A 23,155-nucleotide genomic window follows, 5' to 3' on the forward strand; every position below is an offset into this window, starting at 1 on the left:
TCTGTTAATGCAGCGTAATCTGTTTTTGTTCAATCGAATGGATCTGCAGCTTAATCATTTCGCTGACCGGGTCTTCTGGACACTGTTCAACAAAGTAAGTCAGATCCGTCAAAGCCACATGTTCACACTCTAACTGGGCGAAAATCAGCCCACGGTCGCGAATTTCGTACGGATCTTCCGGGTCCATCTGCACCAGCACCTGGCTGACCTGCAGTGCCAGCTCCATCTGCTTCTCTTCCATCAGCGCGGATTTCAGCGTATCGAGCATTTTATTCAGCACCAGCTGCGGTTCGGCTTCCTGAAGGTCGTCGTCATACAGCTCGGCGACCGGGCCAATATTGCCCTTCAGCCAGGCTTCCAGCGTATGTTCATCGAGGGTATCGCCGTTGAACGGGTTAATTAACCACATCTCTTCGTCGATCCAGTCGGCACGTAAAATCAGCTGGGTGGGGAAAATGACCGGCATCAGCGGTAACGACAGCTGACCGGCAATGTGCAGGAAAATGATGCCTAACGAGACAGCCGTTCCCTGACGGGTTCTGAGAACATTATCCAGCCACAGGGTGTCGGACAGGCGATATACGCCGCTGGCGCCGCCAAATCCCCACTGTTTCCAGAACAGCTCGATTAACTTCTCAAGCTGCATGTCCTGCTCTAACTGCTGTGGAATTGCTGCGCGGGCCTCTGCTACCAGTGCCGCTAACTGCTTATTCACGTCTTCAGCAGGGAAATCGGGGCGGATAGCTTTGGTGGCTGCTATTACCGCCTCGCACAGTGGTAACACTGTGAGATCTTCAGTTGCTATCGACGTCATACACTCCCCAACAATGGCATTTTGCCACGATGATACCGCCAAATAGCCTCCCCGTCAGCCGGGGACCGCGCCATTCGGTCATTCTCTTGCGTTCATTTAGCGTTTCTGGGCATAAGTCACACGATCGTTGCCACCGTAATCCTGGCAGGTGGCGACGCTGACAAAATGATTCTGCTGCAGGATCGCCCGCACCGCCTCCGCCTGCTGCCAACCGTGCTCCAGCAATAACCAGCCGCCGGACAGCAAATAGTGCCCCGCTTCTGCCGCAATCTGCTTGATGTCCGCCAGCCCATTATCGGCGGCAATCAGGGCGCTGTCGGGCTCAAAGCGCACGTCGCCCTGCTGAAGATGTTCATCTTCTGCATCAATATACGGTGGATTGCTGACGATCAGCGTGAACTGTTCGCCGGAGACCGCGCTAAACCAGTTGCTGAGCCGGAACCGCGCGTTGATGATGCCCAGCCGCTGCGCATTGCTTTCGGCCAGCGAAACCGCGGCGGCAATGCGATCGACACCCGTCACCTGGCAATCCGGCCGCTCGGAGGCGATGGCTAACGCAATCGCGCCGGTGCCGGTGCCGAGGTCGAGGACGCGACTCGCAGTATCAGGAAGATGCGCCAGCGCCTGCTCGACCAGCAATTCGGTATCAGGACGGGGGATCAGGGTGTCGGGGGAAACGCTCAGCGACAGCGACCAGAATTCGCGCTGGCCGGTCAGCCAGGCAACCGGCTCGCCGTTGGCACGGCGCGACAGTAAATCATCCAGCTGGCTGAGCTGTTCCGCGCTCAGCTCGCTGTCATCAAAGGCAATAATCCAGCTGCGGGATTTGCCAGTAACGAAGCCCAGCAGGATTTCAGCATCCCGCTTTGGGCTTTCGCTGCCCGCCAGGCGGGCAATCGCCGCCCGCAACCACTGGCGAACAATCATTAGTCCTGACCGGACAGTGCGGCCAGCTGATCCGCCTGATATTCCTGCACGATAGGCTCGATCAGCATATCCAGCTTGCCCTGCATCGCTTCATCCAGACGGTAAAGCGTCAGGTTGATGCGGTGGTCGGTAATACGCCCCTGCGGGTAGTTATAGGTGCGGTTACGGTCGGAACGATCGCCGGTGCCCAGCAGGTTGCGACGGGTAGAGGCTTCTTCCTGATGCAGCCTGGCGGTTTCTGCCGCACGGATACGCGCGCCCAGCACCGACAACGCTTTCGCTTTGTTTTTATGCTGTGAACGTTCGTCCTGACACTCCACCACGATGCCGGTTGGCAGGTGGGTAATACGGATGGCCGAGTCGGTGGTGTTAACGTGCTGACCGCCGGCACCGGAGGAGCGGAAGGTATCGATTTTCAGATCGCCGGCGTTGATTTCCGGCATTTCCGCTTCCGGCAGCTCGGGCATAATCGCCACGGTGCAGGCAGAAGTATGAATACGGCCCTGCGATTCGGTTTCCGGTACGCGCTGCACCCGGTGACCGCCTGATTCAAACTTCAGACGCCCGTAAGCGCCGTCGCCGATCACTTTGGCAATCACTTCTTTATAGCCACCATGTTCACCGTCGTTGGTGCTCATGATTTCAATTTTCCAGCGGCGGGTTTCAGCATAACGGCTGTACATACGGAACAGATCGCCAGCGAAAATCGCGGCTTCATCACCGCCGGTGCCGGCGCGCACTTCCAGATAGCAGTTACGCTCGTCATCGGGATCTTTCGGCAACAGCAGAACCTGCAGCTCCTGCTCCAGCTGTTCGCTGGTAGCACGCGCGTCTTTTAATTCTTCCTGCGCCATGTCGCGCATTTCAGGATCGTCCAGCATCTCTTCCGCTGCGGCGATATCGTCCTGGTTCTGCTGCCAGCGACGGAAACACTGGCTCACGTCGGTCAGCTGCGCATATTCGCGTGACAGAGCACGAAAACGGTCCTGGTCGGCAATCACGCCCGCATCGCCCAGCATCGCCTCAACTTCTTCATGGCGTTCCTGCAAGGCTTCCAGTTTGGCAACAATAGAAGGCTTCATTGGTGTTGTTTTACCTTGTATTCAATAGAGGCTAAAACGCTATTCCAGCCCGAGGCTGTCGCGTAAAATCTGCAGGCGTTCATCATCCCCATCACGGGCAGCCTGCTGAAGAGATTTGGTAGGAGCGTGGATCAAACGGTTGGTTAGCTTGTGGGCCAGATCGCGCATCACTTCCTGCGGTTCGGCGCCCTGTTGCAGCGCGGTCAGCGCACGGGCCTGCAGCTCTTCACGCACCTGTTCGGCCCGCGAACGGTAGTCGCGAATGGTTTCCACCGCGTTCTGCGCTCGCAGCCAGGACATAAACTCCCCGCTTTCCTGCACCACAATGGTTTCGGCCTGCACGGCGGCGGCTTTACGCTGCGCCATATTGCTTTCAATGATCGCCTGCAGGTCGTCAACGCTGTAAAGATAGGCGTTCGGCAGCTTGCCGACTTCCGGCTCCACATCGCGGGGTACGGCGATGTCCACCAGTAACATGGGTTGGTTGCGGCGTTTTTTCAACGCCCGCTCCATCATGCCTTTGCCGATTATCGGCAGCGGGCTGGCGGTGGAGCTAATAATGATGTCGGCTTCGGCCAGGCGCGCGTCGATTTCCGCCAGGCTAATCACTTCCGCCCCCACCTGATCGGCCAGAGACTGGGCACGTTCACGGGTGCGGTTGGCGATAATCAGATTTTTAACGTTGTGCTCGCGCAGATGGCGCGCGGCCAGTTCGATGGTTTCCCCGGCACCGACCAACAGCACGGTAACATCGGCCAGGGATTCAAAGATTTGTCTTGCCAGCGTACAGGCGGCGAAGGCAACAGAGACGGCGCTGGCGCCAATCTCGGTTTCTGTGCGCACGCGTTTGGCCACCGAGAAGGTTTTCTGGAACATCCTTTCCAATTCGCTGACAATCGGCTGTCCGCGATGGGAATCGGCAAAGGCTTTCTTTACCTGCCCCAGGATCTGCGGCTCCCCTAACACCAGTGAATCTAAGCCACTTGCCACGCGCATCAGATGGCTGACGGCGTCGTTATCATGGTGCCAGTAGAGGCTTTTCGCCACCTCTTCGGCACTCAGATGATGGTAGTCACATAGCCACTTAACCAACTGTTCCTGCAGGTTTTCCTGTTGCTCAACGCTTAAGTAGAGCTCGGTCCGGTTACACGTAGACAGCACCACGCCGCCCTGCACCATTGGCTGGGCCAACAGACTGCTAAGGGCTTGATCCAACGTCTCCGGGGAGAACGTCACGCGTTCACGCAGAGCAATTGGGGCCGTTTTGTGATTGATTCCGAGAGCCAGCAAGGTCATGGTGATTAGGTTGGGGTTATCCCACAGTTGATAGGGTTTTGTGAGGCGCATTCTACAAGATGCGCGAGATCAAGAAAAGCCATCGTTCACCGAAGGCTGTAACAAGATATAGTTATTATGCATCAAATAAGACAAATTGAGCATTGACGCCGTCCGCCGGTCTGGTTAGCTTGGACGGTTACTTTGGGCATGAAAGCCCTTCCGGAGTCTGAGGAGTTGACCCCTTAATGTTTATGCAGAATCGCAGCCTGATGCGGCTTCTCCCGCTTGCCGCCCTGTTATTGACCGCCTGTACCATCAATAAACCGCAAGGTCCTGGCAAGAGTATTTCCTCGCCACAATGGCAGCAGCACCAGCAAGACGTTGAAAAAATCACGCAATATCAGACCCGCGGCGCTTTTGCCTATCTTTCTGATAGCCAGAAAGTCTATGCCCGTTTTAACTGGCAGCAGACCTCCCCCGATCGCTATCGTTTGATCCTGACTAACCCGTTGGGCAGCACCGAGTTGCAGCTGGATGCTCAGGGCAGCGTGGTGCAGTTAGTCGACAACAAAGGCAAACGTTATACCAGCAATGACGCCGAGAAGATGATTTCTCAGCTGACCGGCATGGATATCCCGCTAAACAGCCTGCGTCAGTGGATGATGGGCCTGCCGGGCGACTCGTCCGATTACACGCTGGACGACCAGTATCGCCTCAAGTCGGTGAATTACAGCCGCGACGGCCAGAACTGGCAGGTGACCTATCAGGGTTATGACAGCAAGCAGAACCCGACGCTGCCATCCAATCTTGAGCTGAAAGAAGGCAACCAGCGCATCAAACTGAAAATGGACAGCTGGATCGTTAAATGAGTGCAGGTAAGGTTCCCCTGACGGCGGGCAGCCGTGAAAGCTGGCCGGCGCCCGCCAAGCTGAATTTATTTCTCTACATCACGGGCCGTCGTCCTGACGGCTACCATAATTTGCAGACGCTGTTTCAGTTTCTCGATTATGGCGACACTCTGACCGTTGAGACCAACGCCAGCGGGCAGATCGGCCTGCTGACGCCGGTGGTCGGGGTAAAAGAGGAAGACAATCTGGTGGTGCGGGCGGCGAAGCTGTTGCAGCAGCAGGCGACATTGCGCGGAACGCTGCCGGCACAGGCCGGTGCCAGCATCGCCATTGAGAAACGCCTGCCGATGGGCGGCGGGCTGGGCGGCGGCTCGTCTGATGCGGCCACGGTGCTGGTCGCGCTGAATCACCAGTGGCAAACCGGCTTCACGCTGAGCGAGCTGGCCGGCTGGGGATTATCGCTGGGCGCGGACGTTCCGGTGTTCGTGGAAGGCTTTGCCGCTTTTGCTGAAGGCGTCGGCGAAAAATTGACTCCGGTGTCGCCTGCAGAAAAATGGTATCTTGTTGTCCACCCTGGCGTGAACATTTCCACACCGGCTGTTTTCACCGATCCTGAGCTGATCCGCACCACGCCAGCCCGCGAAATCAGTGAGTTATTAAGTGCTGAATTCCGTAATGATTGTGAACCAGTCGTAAGAAAACGTTTTCGCGAGGTTGAACAGCTCGTTTCCTGGCTGCTAGAATACGCGCCGTCGCGCCTGACCGGGACAGGAGCTTGTGTGTTTGCTGAATTCGACACCGAGTCCGCTGCCCGCCAGGTGTTTGAGCTAACGCCGAAAGCGTGGCAGAGCTTTGTTGCGCGAGGCGTTAACGTTTCGCCGCTGCACCGCCACCTTTCGACGTTATTAGAGTGACCGTGACAGCATCGCCACGTTCCTGATGCTGCACGTAGATGACTATACCCGTATGAAACCGTCGTTACGGTATTCCGCCCAGTGCCGCTAACGATGATGTTCATTCTCTGGACGCAAAGCCTGAGGTTCTTCTCGTGCCTGATATGAAGCTTTTTGCTGGTAACGCAACACCCGAACTAGCACAACGTATTGCCAACCGCCTTTACACTAGCCTGGGCGACGCCGCCGTCGGTCGTTTCAGTGATGGTGAAGTGAGCGTACAAATTAATGAAAATGTACGCGGTGGTGATATTTTCATCATCCAGTCCACCTGTGCCCCTACCAATGACAACCTGATGGAACTGGTTGTGATGGTAGATGCCCTGCGCCGTGCATCCGCTGGCCGTATTACTGCCGTAATCCCGTATTTTGGTTATGCCCGTCAGGATCGTCGCGTACGTTCCGCTCGTGTACCCATCACGGCCAAAGTGGTTGCTGACTTTCTTTCCAGCGTAGGTGTCGATCGCGTACTGACTGTGGATCTGCATGCTGAACAGATTCAGGGCTTCTTTGACGTCCCGGTTGATAACGTATTTGGTAGCCCGATTCTGCTTGAGGATATGCTGCAGATTGGCCTGGAGAATCCGATTGTGGTTTCCCCGGACATCGGCGGTGTGGTACGCGCCCGTGCTATTGCTAAACTGCTGAACGACACTGATATGGCGATCATCGATAAACGCCGTCCACGCGCTAACGTTTCACAGGTGATGCACATCATCGGTGACGTCGCTGGCCGTGACTGCGTATTAGTGGATGACATGATCGACACCGGTGGAACGCTGTGCAAGGCTGCTGAAGCGCTGAAGGAGCGTGGTGCCAAGCGTGTATTCGCTTACGCCACGCACCCTATTTTCTCCGGCAATGCCGTGGAAAACCTGCGTAATTCCGTGATTGATGAAGTGGTGGTTTGCGACACCATTCCGCTGCCGGAAGAGATCAAAGCCCTGCCAAACGTGCGTACGTTGACGCTGTCTGGCATGCTCGCTGAAGCGATCCGTCGCATCAGCAATGAAGAGTCTATCTCTGCGATGTTCGAGCATTGATAGCGAAGGGACGGGTTCGCCCGTCCCTCTTTTTCCCCAACCAATTATTCCAAATCCGTTAACCTATTTTATCACTTTCGTAACAATCTAAAGGTCCGGCTCCTGTCTTCCCCGGCGATTGTCTCTGTTGTCAGCCCTTCTGTACCGCCCTTTAGTCCTGATTGTCATCTCTCGCAACTATTTTTTATCTTTCCCGCCAGCCAGCTCTTTTGGCCGCTATTTATTAATGATATTTTGCCTGAATGATTCCACCAGGAATAATCCTAAGATGACGCTGGACGTCTATACCCTGTTTGTTTGCGAGCTCTATGTGCTGTTTTTTCTCAGCATCATCATGGTGTTTGCATGGAAAGGCTCACAATATAATCGCGTATTGGGTTTTCAGTGTCTGGCACTGGTGATCACCATCATTGCGGTGTTCCTGAGCAGTTTGCGCAGCAACGGCAGTCTGTTTCTGCCGGTCGGCGTGGGCAATTTGCTGGTGATGCTGGCCTACAGTCTGCTGGTGATGTCGTTTCGGGCGTTTCGCGGGGCGCGCAGCGGCTGGTTATGGCTGGCCGGGCCGCTGGTGTGGCTGGTGTTATGTCAGTGGTCGACGTTTTATCACTCGATGCCGATGCGCATTCTGGCCGTGTGTCTGCTGTGTGTGATTTACACCGGCTGGATGATCATTGAGTTGCACCGTTCGCGGGCCACCTTGCCGGTGACCTACTGGCCGGCCCAGCTGTTGTTGTGGATCCATCTGCTGTTCCACCTGACGCGCGCGGTGGTGGATGGCGGCATTCCCAGTCCGTTTCATGGCGCGATTGGCGGTTCGACCTTTTCGGTTTACGTCATTCTGGAGTCGATCATGATGGTGATCGGGCTGACCTTTACCATGTTGGCAATGGTCAATGAGCGCACGCAGATCAAGTATAAGAATGCCTCGTTGCTCGATCCCCTGACCGGCGTCTGGAACCGTCGCGCGTTGTTTGAGCAGGGCGAAGCGTTGGCTCGCCTGTGTGATAAAACGGCGCAGCCGCTAACCATTATGCTGTTCGATTTGGACCATTTTAAGAGCATCAATGACCGCTTTGGTCACAGTCAGGGCGATCTGGTGCTGATTGATTTTTGCCGACAGGTGCAGCAATCCCTGCCGGCGCAGAGTCATTTTGCGCGATTAGGCGGCGAAGAGTTTGCGGCGATTCTGGTGGCCAGCGAGCGCGATGCCTTGCGGTATGCCGAGAAGATCCGTCAGACGGTGGAGCATTCCCATCCGGAAGGGGTGAATTACACGGTGAGTATTGGGGTGGCCACCGCGCAGGGTGCTTACCATCAGATACCGACGTTAATGGTCGCCGCTGATGAAGCCTTGTATCAGGCAAAGGCGTTAGGGCGTAACCGGGTGACGCGTTTTGTAGCAACCGAAGTGGAGGTGCTGTCAGGCGTGGCGGGATAAAGGATTAAAACGCCTCTGAACAGAGGCGTTTTTAACGGGATTAATGGTGGCTAGGGCCATCGGTGCTGCGACGGCAGCGTTTATCGTAGTGGCGTACCCAGTAGTAGCGGTCAGTGACTTTTTCCCGTCCACTGATACGTGCGCCCACCAGCCAAAGGAGTGCGCCGATAAAGATGCTGAATATGGCGCCATGAACCAAAAACTGAGGCAATTGCAGTTGTGGAAGCTGATTCAGCACGGAATAACCGACGCCCGCCACCATTACGACCAGGCCCAACACCATTAAAGAATTACCGGTAAGATTGGCATGTTTACGTTTCATTATTCCCCTCCAGTTTCCAGATAAGGGCGTTGTCCTGTGCCCGAATGTCATAAGTTTATGCAATGGATGTTTATGTTGGTGCGGGACAGATCACATTTGTTGCTAAAAGTTTGACATTTCTTTACGCACAAGCTGCTGATTTCTTATAGAAAATGCATTATCACGGATGTGAACTATTGCGGCGTGTGTCACGTTTTGGTGGGGGATTTTGCGTTTTCAGCCGGGCAACGTACACTAGCCCCCTTCTTCACCGCACTCTTCAGGAAAACAGACAAGTGAGCAGCATTAAACTGATTGTGGGCCTTGCCAATCCCGGCGCCGAGTACGCCGCCACCCGTCATAATGCCGGTGCCTGGTACGTCGATTTACTGGCACAGCGTCACAATCAAGCGTTAAAAGAAGACAGTAAGTTTTACGGTTACACCGCACGTCTGAATATCGGCGGCGAAGATGTCCGTTTACTGGTTCCGACCACCTTTATGAATTTGAGCGGTAAAGCGGTGGCGGCGATGGCCACGTTTTACCGGATTACGCCGGAAGAGATTCTGGTGGCGCATGATGAGTTAGATTTGCCGCCGGGCGTGGCGAAGTTCAAGCAGGGTGGCGGTCATGGCGGTCACAATGGTTTAAAAGATATCATCAGCAAGCTCGGCAACAATCTTAACTTCCACCGTTTGCGAATTGGCATTGGTCATCCGGGCGATCGCAATAAGGTGGTGGGATTTGTGTTGGGTAAGCCGCAGGCAGCCGAGCAGTCGTTAATTGATAATGCTATTGATGAAGCCGCGCGTTGTACCGAGGTGTGGTTGAAGGAAGATCGCTTAAAGGCGATGAACCGGTTGCACAGTTTTAAGGCTGAGTAAGGTCAAGACCGGGTTTGGTGATCTTAAGGTCAAGACCGGGTTTGGTGACCCGGCGTTACCACAGGGCGCGTTATCCGGGACGCCGTGAACCCATCCCTGGGGGCTTGGATGCCGCATCCCTGCGGCATACACCCGGCTAACGCGCCCTGTGGCACCACCCTGTAGCCTCTGAGATGTTGGCAAATTGGGGGGATGCACAGGTCAAAGGAAAGATTAGTCGTCGGCTTGGCCCAATTCTTTCAGCGCCACCCTCGGCAAGAAGTAGCCCTGAACGCCCCAGATTTTGCTTTCGGCCAGTTTCCCCAGCTGGATTTCGCTTTGAACCCCTTCCACAATCACCCGATTGGTGTACTGGCGGATATTGGCGATCAGGATGCTGAACCAGGGTTTGGTGACGTTATCGAGAAAGAACTGCCGATCGAGTTTTACCGCCTCAAACATTTTCGACTGCAGCGCATTCAGGTTCGCGTCCCCTGCCCCTAAATCATCCAGCCACAGGATGTTGAGCTGTTCAATCAGCGTCCGCAGCAGTGGATTGTTCGGACCATCGTGCAGGTTCGGGAAATCCTCTGACAGTTTCAGACGGATAAACGGCAAATGGCTGAGGATTTGCTGGATAAACGCCGACTGGCTGACCACTTTAGCCAGCTGGAAATCGATCGTCAGGCAGCACAGCAAGCCGTGTTGTTGGAAATAGTCAGCGTAATGCTCAATGGTGAGCAATTGATTAAGCAAAAGGGTTTCCGGATCGAGCTGATCGACCAGCGGAGTGCCCGAATCAATGTCCATTTCGCCAGGCGTCAGATCGAGTGCGATCAGTTCACCGTTAAGCGTGTGGATAGGAACACAGTTGTAATTATGTATCATGCCTTCATGCCAATGTTCTGGCGTCCTGCCAATGCTAAAAATCGTCGTACAGATAAAACATAGATGCTTATTCTGTAAAACAGCGAATCAATACGACGATTTTTAACGTTATCGGCAGGTCCAGCGGCAGCTTTACAGTTTAGTCACCCCTGGCAACAATTTTTATCGTTCTCAACGTTTTGTTGATGGTCAGGATTTTTTGACCGTATTGGAATCTTTAAGATTGCCGGCAGGCCCGGCAACCCCTTCATGACTCAGGCATCATTACTGGCGACTTTATAATCCGGATCGTCCAGTTCATGGCTGCAGAATGGCCCGGCCTGGCGCAGCAAGCTGATGCAATCCTCGCTCAGGTGGCGCAGACGCAGGCTTTTACCGGCTTCAAGGTAGCGAGCGGTCAGCTTGTCGATTGCTTCCACGCCGCTGGAATCCATCACCCGGGTGCGGGCGAAATCGATCACCACACTGTCGGCATCCTGTTGCGGATTGAACAGTTCCTGGAAACTGGCGGTGGAACCAAAGAACAGCGGCCCTTCCAGACGGTAGGTTTTCTCGCCCTCTTTTTCTGATTGCGCGATAATGGTGATGCGCGCATGCTGCCAGGCAAAGACCAGCGCCGAGATAATCACCCCGCAGATCACCGCCATCGCCAGGTCGGTGAAAATGGTCACCAGCGTTACCGCGATCATAATCACCGCATCGGCTTTCGGCATGCGTTTCAGCCGTTTAATGGAGCTCCATTCAAAGGTGTTAATGCACACCACGAACATAATACCCGCCAGCGCCGCCACCGGCAGCAGTGCGATATAGTCGGACAGGCTAATGACAAACAGGATCAGCAGGACCGCACCGACCAGGTTGGAGATGCGTCCGCGCCCGCCGGAAGTGAAGTTGATAATTGACTGACCGATCATCGCACAGCCGGCAAAGCTGCCGAAGAAGCCGCAGATGGTGTTGCCGATGCCCTGCGCCACGCACTCCTGGTTGCCGGCGCCCTTTTTACTGCCCATTTCATCCAGCACCGCCAGCGTCAGCAGCGACTCAATCAGCCCCACCAGCGCAATCACCACCGCATACGGCAGCACGATTTTCAGGGTGTCCCAGGTTAATGGCGCGGTCGGCAGATGGAAGGATGGTAGTGACCCGGAGATATTCGCCAGGTCGCCAACGCGCTTGGTATCCAGACCAAAACCAATGGCAATCGCACTGATGACAATCAGCGCCGCCAGCGAACCGGGGATCGCCTTGGTCAGTTTCGGGAACAGCCAGACAATCATCATCGCCAGCGCCACCAGCGCATACATCACTGGCCCCTGCCCTTTAATCATCGGGAACTGCGCCAGCATAATTACGATCGCCAGCCCGTTAACGAACCCATAAATCGCCGGTTGCGGCACCAGCCGGATAAACTTACCGAGTCGTAGCACGCCAATCGCCAGCTGGATCAGTCCCGCCAGGATGGTCGCCAGCAGCACATACTCGTAGCCGTGTTGGGTAATCAGGCTGATTAGCACCACGATGATCGACCCGGCCGCGCCGGAGATCATCCCAGGCTTGCCGCCGAAGAAGGCGGTGACCAGCCCGAGAATAAAGGCGGTATGCAGACCGATGGTCGGTGACAGACCGGCCAGCAGAGAAAAGGCCGTCGCTTCCGGGATCAGCGCGACAGACACCACGGCACCGGCCAGCACGTCATTTTTGACGTCACTCGCCCTGAGCTTGCTCAGATTAAACATTAAAATTTCCAGTTATCATTAATCAGGTGAAATCCTGCACCGCGGAAGAACGGGCGCAAAGAGGCTCGTCAGAGAGACGAGTGGCGCAACAGGCGTTGCTGGCAAGGGAAGTCTTAAGGTGGCGTAAGCAGCAAGCGATGCATCTGCGGCGTTCTCCGTCAGCTGTAAAGTTAAGTCAGTATCGGGAATTGTGAGGCAGATCTCAACCCTAAACCTGAACGGCTGGGCATAAATCAACGTCATTTGCCGCATAATTCCGTGTATAATGCGCGGTAACTTTTAGCAGTAACCAACTAATAACACCGGTGAGTTGTCTGGCTCATTGGTTATCAAGCAATTAAGGTGATTCAAACATGGGATTCAAATGCGGTATTGTGGGCCTGCCAAACGTCGGGAAATCCACCCTGTTCAATGCGTTAACCAAAGCGGGCATCGAAGCAGCTAACTTCCCGTTCTGTACCATTGAGCCGAATACCGGCGTAGTGCCAATGCCTGACTCCCGTCTGGATCAGCTGGCGGCCATCGTTAAGCCACAGCGCATTCTGCCGACCACCATGGAGTTCGTGGATATCGCCGGCCTGGTAAAAGGCGCGTCGAAAGGTGAAGGCCTGGGTAACCAGTTCCTGACCAACATCCGCGAAACTGAAGCGATCGGCCACGTGGTGCGCTGTTTTGAAAACGACAACATCATCCACGTGAATAATAAAGTCGACCCGGCTGACGATATTGAAACCATCAATACCGAACTGGCGCTTTCCGACCTTGATACCTGTGAACGTGCTCTGCAGCGCGTGCAGAAGAAAGCCAAAGGCGGCGACAAAGACGCCAAAGTTGAACAGGCCGCGCTGGAAAAATGTCTGCCGCATCTGGAAAAAGCTGGCATGCTGCGCGCGCTGGATCTGAGCGACGAAGATAAAGCGGCCATCCGCTACCTGAGCTTCCTGACCCTGAAGCCAACCATGTATATCGCCAACGTAAACGAAGACGGTTTTGAAAATAACCCGTACCTCGACATCGTGCGCGCGATTGCCGAAGCAGAAGGTTCCGTGGTGGTGCCAGTCTGTGCCGCCGTTGAGTCTGATATTGCCGAGCTGGAAGATGCCGACCGCGAAGAGTTTATGGCCGAGCTGGGTATTGAAGAGCCCGGTCTGAACCGCGTGATCCGCGCCGGTTACTCGCTGCTGAACCTGCAGACCTACTTCACCGCGGGCGTGAAGGAAGTACGTGCCTGGACTATCCCGGTAGGTGCCACCGCGCCACAGGCTGCCGGTAAGATCCACACCGACTTCGAGAAAGGCTTTATCCGCGCGCAGACCATCGCCTTTGATGACTACATCGCCTGCAAGGGTGAGCAAGGTGCGAAAGAAGCCGGCAAGATGCGCTCAGAAGGTAAAGAGTACATCGTTAAAGATGGCGACGTGATGAACTTCCTGTTTAACGTCTAAAGCACTTAAGTTGTCTGATGGGTGTCAGTAAACCTCATCAAGGCGGCAAACCCTTCTAAAATCCACGCCATGGCGTGGATTTTTCATTTCATAGCGTCTCAAATGGTTTCGTAGAAACACAGTAAAAAATTGAGTACTTAGGTGAGTACATCAGACTTCCATCTTAATGCCAGGTGAATACAATAACGGCATAATAAATAGACAAATAATCGTTATGCTCACCTAAGCGTTGCGACAGAAATATTTAACTGGCTCGACCTGTTATCAGTCCCTGCAGGATGGCTATCAGAATATGTGAGAGTCGGCTGGCACATCAGACCCCGCTTCTCTCTGACGAATAAAATCGGTTATGCGTGAAAGGCATACTTCAGAGGGATCTGCCACGCGTAAAACATGTGCCCCTGCGGCTACTGCCGCGGCAATGCCGTGCGGATTGTCTTCCACCACTACACATTCTTCCGGCATCAATCCCATGCGGGATATCGCCTTGTGGTAAATTTCCGGGTGGGGTTTCCCCTTTTCGACATCCTCATTCGACAGCGTGAACCCAAGGTATTTTTTCAGCCCGGCTTTTTCTAGCATCAGGTCAATACTGCCGCGTACAGAATTGGACGCGACGGCAAGCTGGTAACCCTGTGCTTTCAGCCCGGCAAGCGCCTGATGATGTGCCGGCACCGGCGCGCAAAGACGGGTGACCATTTGCAACGTATAGCGCTGTTTCATCTCATTGATGAATCCGTGCAGCGTCAATGGCAATCCCTGGTTTGCGGATAAACGCTGCAGCTTGTCATAGGTGGGCAGACCATCGAACTCACGAAGATGGGCTTCACGGCTAATAGCAAAACCAAACAGGCCCAACGCGCGGTTCAGCGCAGTGTAATGCCACTCGCGCGCATCAATAAGCACACCATCCATATCAAAAATCACGCCGCGGATCTGGATCATGACAAAGCCCTCTCTGCGAGTACCGGGTGATCGGTACACAACATTAAATTATGATTCTGCCGTATCGCTGGTGGCAACGCCGCTAGCTGCTGCCAGAAGGCTTCCGGCGATCGCCTGTGCAGCTCTGGTGAAACCAGACAAACGCGTTTTCCCCTCGACAGCCAGTTCGCCAAACGATCTGTAGGTAACGTCTGTTCGCTGAAGGCATCCCACCATACGATGCTGGCACATTCACTCAGCGGACCTTCCGGTTCATACTCGCTCAGCCTGACAGCAAAAGGCATTTCCCTTTGGCGATAAGGCAGCGTGTCCGGGACGGACATATCGAAGCAGAAATAATCGACCACCTGGTGGGATGTCAGCAAACAGTGGAGTGGTGCGGTCAGTCCGTCAGACTTTATATTAATGGCAAGCGTACCCGGCCGCCCTGCATTAACGTAGTCGCCCAATACCGTAGCGAAGGTCAACGCGCCATTACGCGGCATATCATGGCTGACCACCAGCACTCCGTTCAGATCGCGAATATCTATTTCCACCCCCAGACCGGCCTGAAATGCTCTGCCAAAAGCCTGGCGGCTATTTTTATCTTCTTCCCGTTGCCACAGGCCGCGGTGCGCCAGAAAATTCATCGCCTACTTCCTCATTTACTGTTTAACTTCAGACTATTCCGCATAATGTGCCAGCGCCTTAACGATATCGCCATCGGCTACCATGCGCCCATTGTCCAGAACCACCCCACGCGAGCAAACCTGACGTAGTTGACGTTCATCATGACTGACCAGCACCAGAGTGCCACCGTCCTGACGGAAGTCCTGAATTCGTGCCATACACTGCGACTGGAAGTCGACATCGCCGACGGTTAGCGCCTCGTCAATCACCAGAATATCGCTGTCCAGATGCACGCCAATGGAGAACGCCAGCCGCAGACTCATCCCGGAAGACCAGGTCCGCACCGGCGAATCAATAGAGCCTGACAGACCGGAAAAATCGACGATTTCGTTCACCCGGCTGGCAATTTCCCTCCGGGACATCCCCAGAATGGTCCCTGCCAGATAAATATTTTCCCTGCCGCTCAGATCAAGATGAAAACCTGCCCCCACTTCAAGTAATGAAGAAATTTTGCCATTGACGGTAATACGTCCGGCAGAAGGCCGGATTACCCGGGTTAGCAACTTTAGCAATGTCGATTTCCCGGAGCCGTTGCGCCCGATAATCCCTAACGCTTCGCCCTGCTTAAGATGAAAACTGACATTATCCAACGCAACAAATGCAGGGTTGACGGGAGGAGAGCGAAATGACAGTGCACTTCTCAACGTAGTTCCCGTGTTTTGCGTCGCAACGTACTGGCGGGAGACGTGCTCAAAGATAATCATTCTCTCTCTGTCGCCCCCGGTTCAAAGCGGACAAAAAATCCATATCCGGCAGCGGCCAGCACCAGACTACCGGCCATTGCCGTCATCAGCGCAAGGGGGGACGGTGCCGGCCCGTGTAATAGCACATGTCGGAACGCCGCAATCAGTTGGGCAAGCGGATTAAGCATTTCAAGCCATTGCCAGCGATCTGACAACAGGCCTGGCGTCCATACCACCGGCGTGGCATAGAACATGCCCTGGATCAGCAGTGGCATCAGATGACGCACATCGCGATAACGCAGGCGCAGTAACGCCATGATGCAGCCTGCGCCCCAGCCGCACAGCGCGGTCATCAATCCGCAGACAATCAACAACGGCAGATGCAGAGGCGACCAGAAAATGCCGCAAGCCAGTAGCAACAACAGCAGGCAAATCAGTGCCAGCGTGAAATCCACCAGACTCACGCCACAAGCGGCTACGGTGAGTGCCACTCGAGGGAACCAGATTTTCTTAATCAAGTGCAGATTGTTCAGCAGACTTTCACTGGTGGCATTCAGCGTGGCGGCAAACAGCATCCAGATAACCAACCCACTAAGGAGTACCAGCGCATAAGGCGCCTGATATTCCCGCGGTCGAAATTTAACCATCAGGCCAAAGACCACGTAATAGAGCGACATATTCATTGCCGGATTCAAAACCGCCCATAGCCAACCGAGCCAGGTTTGACGGTAACGCACGGTGAGATCTCGCCAGACAAGCTGACTGACCAGATGACGTGCCTGCCACAGCTCGCGCATTGTTTCGCGGCTTCCCGGTGCCGAGACAAACCCATCGCTGGATGGTTTGCTTATATCCTTCATAAACTATCCCCTCCCGATTTCATGAACAGTGATTACCGGCGATGCACAAAAAGTCGCATCGCAATACGTCGAATTGCGGAAAAGCGCAGTAAAAGATTTCGCAGACGGTAACCGCCACGCCAGATTGCCGTCATTATCGTGTCGGCGATGCCCGAAATGCGGTGGATGCGCTTGCCTTCAGTCCGGGCTGCAAGACGCAGCCAACGGCGATGCGTGCAGACACTAAACATTCCTCGCAATGGATAGCAGCGCCAATATTTGCTCCATTGAAAGCCAAGGGTCCGCGCGGAATACGGCACAAAATTGGCCAGATAGGCTTGTTCAGACGCCACAATGTTTTGCTCATCATGTTCAAAGTTGCCGTTATAAACCCACTCGCCCGTAGTCTTGTAGATGGCATTAATCCAGAACCACTGCTCTGGCACGTAGCGCCACGGGCAGCTGAGTCCAGCAATTGCTGATGGGTGAAAAATGTCGGCCCCGGCCAGCGGCGCGCTGAAAAATAGCCGCAAATCTTCGGTTAAACCTGCCAGAAAGATATCACCAGGGTGATACAGATAGGGCAAGCTGCCGCGAGCATCACGGGCATACCAATCGGCGTTGATGACCCGGGAACGAAAAATGGTGAAGGCCGGATCGCGCGGCACCGGCGGAACGTCACAAACCACGTGCTGGTTTAACAATGATTCCAGCCTTCTGCTGGTCAGGCTGCTGTCGGTTCTGAGTTTGACCGCCAGCGGTCGGGTGGCCTCTGCCAGCCCGGCACGCGAGGAAATTAGCAGACGATTAACGTTGGTGATGTATTTGGCCTTTTTGACGGTGTAGACCTGCGAACCGGGATCCGGACTCAAGACCAAACGGACCTTCAGCACCCCCAGACTTACCTGCCACCACGCCATCCGCTCAGGCGCCATCGCCCAGGTTGAAAGAATGATTTCAGCGTGGGGAAATAGCTGTCGTGTACGCCGCAAATGCGCATAGACCTGCGGGCACATCGTTCCATCAGCGTTTGCTGCTGGCCCCTGAAAAATGATACTCAGGTTTTTCACCCGCCCCTCCTTGCGTGCATTATGCAGAACACGGGGTTCATGCTACCGCCTCGCGGACGTTATTAACTGCCAGTGCCAGTGCGGGGCTTTTAAGAAAGGCCGCCAGATCTTCCGGCGTGCCCAGACCATGCATCCCGCTACCGATATTGCAGGTTTCGATCGCGGTGAGGCCGGCGTTATACATGCGTGTGTAGACCGGCGCGACGTAAAATTCGCCCATACTGCGCTCGTCAGCGGCAATCATCGCCCGCGCTTCTGTGCAAAAGTGATGACCATGACCAAAATGATAGATACCCACCGTGGCTTCTTCTGATACCACTTCTTTTTCCACCACCTGACAAACCTGCCCGGCACTGTCACGTTTGACATAGGACCATTTAGGGCTGGTTGCCGGCATAGTCATGATCATGCCGTCCGTATTGCCGCGTTCAGCCTGGTCCAGAAAGCGATCGATATTCACCTCCACCCACTGATCGGCATTGGCGATCAATAGGGGTTGCTGATTATCGATAAAATCTGACGCCAGCAGAACAGAGCAGGCGGCGCCCTCGGTGACGCCGGGCACTCCCAGAACCTCACAATCTGGTGCCAGCTCATGCAAACGGCGATGAAAATCATAACGTTCGAGGTGGTTCTGACGGCAGATGAATATAAACCGGTGACGGCACGCAGGCCGCAAATTCCTGATTACCAGCTCTATCATCGGCACGCCGTTGATGCGGATAAAGGGTTTTGGATCCGTGAAGCCTGCATTCATAAAGCGGCTGCCCAGTCCGGCCATTGGAATAACAATGTTTAGCATCAGGCTGTCTCGTCAGAGTATTTATCGTTCAGAACGCCGGGGTGTTTCACGACCACGGTTACGCAGTCCGTCAGCGCGGTAAAGGATGCAGAAGTGCCGGGTGCCAACGTAATGATGTCACCCGCGAGCAGAAGCTCGCCGCCCATCCTGGCTTCTCCAGACAACAGAAGAGTGACTTCTGTGGCCAGTTTGTGGTGGTGATAACCGCTGTGATAACCCGCGGGAAAACGCTGTACCGCCACCTCTGCATCGGAGGTATTAAAGGCGGCCGGTGAAAAAGCGCCCACAAACCAGCCACCTTTCATATCGGCCAGCCGGCTGCGACACATGTTCTGAGAGGATATTTTTTTCATCGGGGATCACCCCACTCCGTTCAACGTGATGAGATCAATTCGATCACATAACTTTTAAGCAAACTTCAGATATCCCATTGGCTTGAGAAGGCAATGAGGTAAACGGCACATCCTTATGCGGCAGAATTCATTCATTGGGCGTATTTTAGGCAAAACATCAGCAGGGACAACTCATGTCTTTCTCATGAATTTATGAAGCTCACTTCATATCTTAAGGTTATGAATTTGTTAACAATAAATCGATTATCATGTAAAAGGGAGAGGAATGATTATGCCTGTTATCTGGATGTTGACATGCCAAAGCGGACGATTTTTCACCAACACGACCAACCACAGAATGACTCTGTAACAGGTTCACTATCATTAATCTCAAAGGTCATGGTTATCGCTTTCAGAGCTTATGAGAGGGGATTATTTACTGTAAAAAAAAGCCAGCTTTGTAAGCTGGCTTTTTTCCTGCAGGCACCGTATGCCGTTGAGTCTGGTTAACTACACCAGCACCGCCTGGTGCTGTAACAAGTGGTCCGCCAGGGTATAAGGTGAGTCGTTCACCAGATTGCTGTCTGATATGGCGTGGCTGGCTGAACTGGCGGCGTTTTCCGTCGCCACACTGGCTGTGGGGGCCATCGCCAAATCTGAACCCACTCCCCCATCCTGCTGGGCAGTTGGCGCATAAAATTCCAGTAACTGGTCCATATTTAACGCGCTCTGATGTGATGCCACGGTGACACTCTCACTGGCCGAGGCCTGATTGCCGGCGCTGTCATGTGCCGTCACTTTGATCACATAATCACCGTCATCCAACGGGGCCAGTTGTCCGGCGAGAATGGTCAACGCCCATTTGCCATCGGCTTTTACCGCCGCGCTGTAGCTTTGATCGCCCAGCGTTAAGGTCACGGTACTGCCCGCATCCAGCTGGGTGGAACTGCCCTGCAGCAGATGCCAGGTATTGACATCATCCGCGCCAATAACGTGATCCGCAAACGCGGTGTCCAGCGTCAGCGTCGGTAAGTTGTGGGTAGCGACGTCGAAAAAATCATTCAGCGTTTGTGTGTCGCTATTGCCATACTGATCCGAACGGTGGGCCGTTGCGGTAACCGGACCGTCAGCCAGCGCCAGCAGATCGGCGCTGGACAGGGTCACCATCCCGCCGCTGTCCGGCTGGTAGCTTTTGCCATTGATATCCAGCGTGGTCACACCTTCCAGATAAAAGCTCAGATCGTGTTGGGCTTCCTGATAATTCAGCGTCATATCGCCACCGATATCCATCTCGTAATAAACCGGGATCATCTGGGTGACGATATTCAGCTCCTGCGAAATATCGGTATAGTTATTTGCCCCGTCATGATACCAGGCATGGATCTCACCATTTCTGATAAATCCGGCCACGTCGGCCGCCGCGATCAGCACCTGCCAGTGGCCCTGAGCATCAATGGATGCGGCATGCTCGTGGCCATCGCTGCCTTTCAGCATCAACGACTGTCCCAGTGCCATGGCCGAGAGTGAGCCGCTTAAAAGCAGATCGTGTTGGCTTTCCGCCAGGTTGATCACATTGTCATCAGTGACTTTGTCGAAGTGGATTTCCGGCACGCTGCTCATATGGGTGATTAGCGTCAGATCGTGGCTAACGGTGCTGGTTTTGCCATTGGCATCGACCGCCGTCAGCGTCAGGCTGTGCAGGCCATCCTGCATTGCCAGCAATTGTTCGGTGGTGAAATGGCCGCTCCAGCTGCCGTCGGGGTTAACTAATGCGATGACTTTAGCGGCGCCCAGCGTCAGGGTGATTTTATTGTGATTGGCCATGTGCGTTGAGGTACCGCTGATATCCACGCCATAGATGCTTTCGGCGACGTTGATCGCGTTATCGCCGCTGATCGTATCCACCGTCAGCGTCGGCTTGATGGTTTTATCAACATACAGGCCAAAATCGACGTTGGTATCGGTATGGTTACCGGCTTTATCGGTGATGGTCAGTTTCAGGCTGTAGTTGCCGTCAGACAAGCCTTTCAGCGCCTCAGGCGGCATCGAAGCGTTCCAGTAACCCCACTTATTCACCGTACTGGTCCAGCTTTGATCCTTAAAGGTCAGGGTGACCGTTGAGCCGGCCTCGCCTTCTGCCCGGCCACGCAGATGAACACGGTTGCTGGCTTCCCAGGCGGCAATCACCCCATCGCTGGCGATCGGTTCATAAGGGCGCAAAGGTGCAGGCGCTTCCGTGTCTACGGCACTGACGGCCAGTGTATGAATAACCGGCGTGCTGACAGTGCTTACCGTTTCCGGCGTGATATCAGGCACCGCAAGGCGGTAAGTTGATGAAACTACCGGGGTGTCGGCAGCAGCTGAGTCGCTAACAGCATAGTTACTGACGGCATTCTGGAAGACTGACTCCAGACGCAGAGCACGGTAGTCAACGCGTTGGGACATAGGTCACCTCGTTCTGATATTTGGCGCGCAAGCCATCGCGACACCTTAAGGTGCGGGATGGCGGATGGGTTGTGCGAGCCATACGAGACGGCCCGTTTCCTCTGGCAGGAACGGATTACCTTAGCGGGTAACATTTCAGGAACAGCAAATCCCCTTTTCATTATAAAAAGTGGAATAAACAGCAAATGATTTTTTTAATCTTATGCCCTTCACGGTGGGTCACCGTTTAAGCTGCCATCACCCTAGTCCTTCATTTGATTAATAGATAGTGGCCAAATTCTGAATACTTATGTGTGTGTTGATTTAGCTTATGATTATTTCTACCTGTTTATTTTTTACTAACCTCTTTACTGTTGAAATATCGACTGCGCGGATGCCGTTGTTTATCTTGCAACCGTCACCGACTCGTCAGCTAAATCACTTTAGCTTGAAAATCAGTCAATTAATCCATTGCAGGGTATTTGCTAAATACGTTTAACGCCAATTAACGATAAGGGAGCAGCATGTCGCAAATTGATGCAGCCTGGGGAGCAGGTCCAACCCCTGATTATGAGCAACTGGCAGAGCGTTTCAGGCCACTCTTTACCAGAATTCGCGACGGCGCGATTGAACGGGAAATAAACCGTGAATTACCTTTCGAACAGATTCAGTGGTTAAAAGAGAGTGGTTTCACGGCATTACGCGTACCGCCAGAATATGGCGGCAGCGGTATTTCCTTACCTGAGCTGTTTAATTTGTTAATTGAGCTTGGCGAAGCTGATTCAAATCTGGTCCAGTCGATACGCGGTCATTTGGGGTTTGTCGAAAATGTGCTCAACAGTGACAACCCCCGACGGCGCGAAACCTGGTTACCGCGACTGGGCCGTGGCGATATCGTCGGCCCGGCCTGGAGCGAAGCGGGAGACGTGCAGCAGTCGGCATTTTCGACGCGGCTTGAACAGATTGGCAATCAGTGGCGGATTGATGGCAAAAAGTTCTACACCACCGGCTCGCTGTATTCTGACTGGATTGACGTCGGCATCAGTGATGAGACGGGGAAAACGCTGGCGATCACCGTTTCACGCTCGGCACCCGGCGTGACGGTGGTTGATGACTGGAAGGGCTTTGGTCAGCGTCTTACCGCCAGCGGCACCTCGGTGTTTGAGAACGTGGTGGTGGATGAAAGCGATATCTACGACCAGGATAAATTTAAATATTCCCCGGCGTTTTATCAGCTGGTTCACCTCGCGACGCTGGCGGGCCTGGGCCGTCAGCTCAGCCGGGAAGTGGCTGAAAACGTGGCCGCCCGCAAACGCACCTACAGCAATGGCAACGCCGCCCGGGCCGCGCAGGATCCGCAGATCCTGGCGGTGGTCGGCAAACTGCGCGGTGCGGCCTACACCAGCGGCGCGATTGTGCTGAAAATCGCCGAGGCGCTGCAGCGGGCCTTCGACAGTCGCTTTGCCGGCGATGAACCGGCGGAAGTGCAGGCCAACGCCATCGCGGAAATCGAGGTGTCACAATCGCTGAATGTGGTGACCGATCTGCTGCTTAATGCGGCCACCATTTTATTCGATGCGTTAGGCGCGTCCGCCACCTTAACTCCGCTGTCATTAGACCGGTTCTGGCGCAATGCCCGCACGCTTTCCTCGCACAATCCCCGCATCTATAAAGACCGCATCGTCGGCGATTATGCGGTGAACGGCACCTTGCCGCCGCCGCAGTGGCGGATTGGGATCGCCTCTTAGCCGAATTTAATCACCAATGGCGGATTG

General features: G+C 54.3%; 22 protein-coding genes. 7 read left to right on the forward strand and 15 right to left on the reverse strand.

What is annotated here, in order from left to right; genetic code table 11:
- Positions 1-4 precede the first annotated feature (4 nt).
- The 4 genes from sirB1 to hemA all read right to left on the reverse strand — a co-directional run bounded on the left by sirB1 (position 5) and on the right by hemA (position 4,119).
- Entirely contained in the window at positions 5-814 is an 810-nt protein-coding gene (gene sirB1, locus AC1UKS_RS12835) for an invasion regulator SirB1 (RefSeq protein ID WP_013201853.1), read from the reverse strand.
- Between the two features lie 96 nt (positions 815-910).
- Positions 911-1,741, reverse strand: coding sequence for a peptide chain release factor N(5)-glutamine methyltransferase (gene prmC / locus AC1UKS_RS12840; RefSeq protein ID WP_482433898.1), 831 nt, complete (start codon positions 1,739-1,741; stop codon positions 911-913).
- A complete protein-coding gene (gene prfA / locus AC1UKS_RS12845; RefSeq protein WP_013201851.1) occupies positions 1,741-2,823 on the reverse strand; it encodes a peptide chain release factor 1 in 1,083 nt (360 codons plus the stop codon). Before prfA ends, prmC begins: the two co-directional genes overlap by 1 nt.
- A gap of 39 nt (positions 2,824-2,862) precedes the next feature.
- The gene (gene hemA, locus AC1UKS_RS12850) at positions 2,863-4,119 is read right to left on the reverse strand and encodes a glutamyl-tRNA reductase (RefSeq protein WP_482436977.1); all 1,257 of its coding nucleotides are present in this window, start codon (positions 4,117-4,119) and stop codon (positions 2,863-2,865) included.
- A 227-nt stretch (positions 4,120-4,346) separates the two neighbouring features.
- Here hemA and lolB point away from each other — a divergent pair, with 227 nt between their 5' ends.
- The 4 genes from lolB to AC1UKS_RS12870 all read left to right on the forward strand — a co-directional run bounded on the left by lolB (position 4,347) and on the right by AC1UKS_RS12870 (position 8,383).
- The gene (gene lolB / locus AC1UKS_RS12855; RefSeq protein WP_482433899.1) at positions 4,347-4,970 is read left to right on the forward strand and encodes a lipoprotein insertase outer membrane protein LolB; all 624 of its coding nucleotides are present in this window, start codon (positions 4,347-4,349) and stop codon (positions 4,968-4,970) included.
- Positions 4,967-5,863 carry a 4-(cytidine 5'-diphospho)-2-C-methyl-D-erythritol kinase gene (gene ispE, locus AC1UKS_RS12860; protein WP_265910233.1) on the forward strand — a complete coding sequence of 299 codons (897 nt, stop codon included), beginning with the start codon at positions 4,967-4,969 and terminating at the stop codon, positions 5,861-5,863. The genes lolB and ispE overlap by 4 nt, the downstream gene beginning before the upstream one ends.
- 134 nt (positions 5,864-5,997) lie before the next feature.
- Positions 5,998-6,945 (forward strand): ribose-phosphate diphosphokinase, encoded by a 948-nt coding sequence (gene prs / locus AC1UKS_RS12865; protein WP_013201847.1) that lies wholly within the window; start codon positions 5,998-6,000, stop codon positions 6,943-6,945.
- 268 nt (positions 6,946-7,213) lie between these two features.
- On the forward strand, positions 7,214-8,383 hold the full coding sequence (locus tag AC1UKS_RS12870) for a GGDEF domain-containing protein (RefSeq protein ID WP_482433901.1): 1,170 nt from the start codon (positions 7,214-7,216) through the stop codon (positions 8,381-8,383).
- Between the two features lie 40 nt (positions 8,384-8,423).
- On the opposite strand, the gene ychH is transcribed toward AC1UKS_RS12870, so the two are convergent.
- Positions 8,424-8,705 carry a stress-induced protein YchH gene (ychH, locus tag AC1UKS_RS12875; RefSeq protein ID WP_482433903.1) on the reverse strand — a complete coding sequence of 94 codons (282 nt, stop codon included), beginning with the start codon at positions 8,703-8,705 and terminating at the stop codon, positions 8,424-8,426.
- A 275-nt stretch (positions 8,706-8,980) separates the two neighbouring features.
- Here ychH and pth point away from each other — a divergent pair, with 275 nt between their 5' ends.
- Entirely contained in the window at positions 8,981-9,568 is a 588-nt protein-coding gene (gene pth / locus AC1UKS_RS12880; RefSeq protein ID WP_482433905.1) for an aminoacyl-tRNA hydrolase, read from the forward strand.
- Positions 9,569-9,781: 213 nt separating this feature from the next.
- Here pth and AC1UKS_RS12885 read toward each other — a convergent pair whose 3' ends face one another.
- Positions 9,782-10,435, reverse strand: a complete 654-nt coding sequence (locus tag AC1UKS_RS12885; RefSeq protein WP_482433907.1) for an EAL domain-containing protein — start codon at positions 10,433-10,435, stop codon at positions 9,782-9,784.
- A 254-nt stretch (positions 10,436-10,689) separates the two neighbouring features.
- The gene (locus tag AC1UKS_RS12890) at positions 10,690-12,171 is read right to left on the reverse strand and encodes a SulP family inorganic anion transporter (protein ID WP_482433909.1); all 1,482 of its coding nucleotides are present in this window, start codon (positions 12,169-12,171) and stop codon (positions 10,690-10,692) included.
- Positions 12,172-12,524: 353 nt separating this feature from the next.
- Here AC1UKS_RS12890 and ychF point away from each other — a divergent pair, with 353 nt between their 5' ends.
- Positions 12,525-13,616, forward strand: coding sequence for a redox-regulated ATPase YchF (gene ychF / locus AC1UKS_RS12895; RefSeq protein ID WP_482433911.1), 1,092 nt, complete (start codon positions 12,525-12,527; stop codon positions 13,614-13,616).
- A gap of 285 nt (positions 13,617-13,901) precedes the next feature.
- Here the strand turns inward: ychF and AC1UKS_RS12900 are convergent, their stop codons facing one another.
- The 8 genes from AC1UKS_RS12900 to AC1UKS_RS12935 form a co-directional block, all read right to left on the reverse strand.
- Positions 13,902-14,561: an HAD family hydrolase gene (locus tag AC1UKS_RS12900; protein WP_482433913.1), complete on the reverse strand. Its 660-nt coding sequence runs from the start codon at positions 14,559-14,561 to the stop codon at positions 13,902-13,904.
- Positions 14,558-15,190, reverse strand: coding sequence for a PI-PLC domain-containing protein (locus AC1UKS_RS12905; RefSeq protein WP_482433915.1), 633 nt, complete (start codon positions 15,188-15,190; stop codon positions 14,558-14,560). The genes AC1UKS_RS12900 and AC1UKS_RS12905 overlap by 4 nt, the downstream gene beginning before the upstream one ends.
- Positions 15,191-15,223: 33 nt before the next feature.
- Positions 15,224-15,934 (reverse strand): ABC transporter ATP-binding protein, encoded by a 711-nt coding sequence (locus AC1UKS_RS12910; protein WP_482433917.1) that lies wholly within the window; start codon positions 15,932-15,934, stop codon positions 15,224-15,226.
- The gene (locus AC1UKS_RS12915; RefSeq protein WP_482433918.1) at positions 15,931-16,773 is read right to left on the reverse strand and encodes an ABC transporter permease; all 843 of its coding nucleotides are present in this window, start codon (positions 16,771-16,773) and stop codon (positions 15,931-15,933) included. The genes AC1UKS_RS12910 and AC1UKS_RS12915 overlap by 4 nt, the downstream gene beginning before the upstream one ends.
- 32 nt (positions 16,774-16,805) lie before the next feature.
- Positions 16,806-17,822, reverse strand: coding sequence for a WavE lipopolysaccharide synthesis family protein (locus tag AC1UKS_RS12920; protein ID WP_482433920.1), 1,017 nt, complete (start codon positions 17,820-17,822; stop codon positions 16,806-16,808).
- 37 nt (positions 17,823-17,859) lie between these two features.
- Entirely contained in the window at positions 17,860-18,624 is a 765-nt protein-coding gene (locus AC1UKS_RS12925) for a glycosyltransferase family 2 protein (protein WP_482433921.1), read from the reverse strand.
- A complete protein-coding gene (locus AC1UKS_RS12930) occupies positions 18,624-18,977 on the reverse strand; it encodes a cupin domain-containing protein (RefSeq protein WP_482433923.1) in 354 nt (117 codons plus the stop codon). The genes AC1UKS_RS12925 and AC1UKS_RS12930 overlap by 1 nt, the downstream gene beginning before the upstream one ends.
- A 489-nt stretch (positions 18,978-19,466) precedes the next feature.
- A complete protein-coding gene (locus AC1UKS_RS12935; protein ID WP_482433925.1) occupies positions 19,467-21,401 on the reverse strand; it encodes an Ig-like domain-containing protein in 1,935 nt (644 codons plus the stop codon).
- A 503-nt stretch (positions 21,402-21,904) separates the two neighbouring features.
- Here AC1UKS_RS12935 and AC1UKS_RS12940 point away from each other — a divergent pair.
- Positions 21,905-23,128, forward strand: coding sequence for an acyl-CoA dehydrogenase family protein (locus tag AC1UKS_RS12940; protein WP_482433927.1), 1,224 nt, complete (start codon positions 21,905-21,907; stop codon positions 23,126-23,128).
- The last annotated feature ends 27 nt before the right edge of the window (positions 23,129-23,155 follow it).

The organism is Erwinia sp. AK-PDG3-5, from assembly GCF_056821705.1.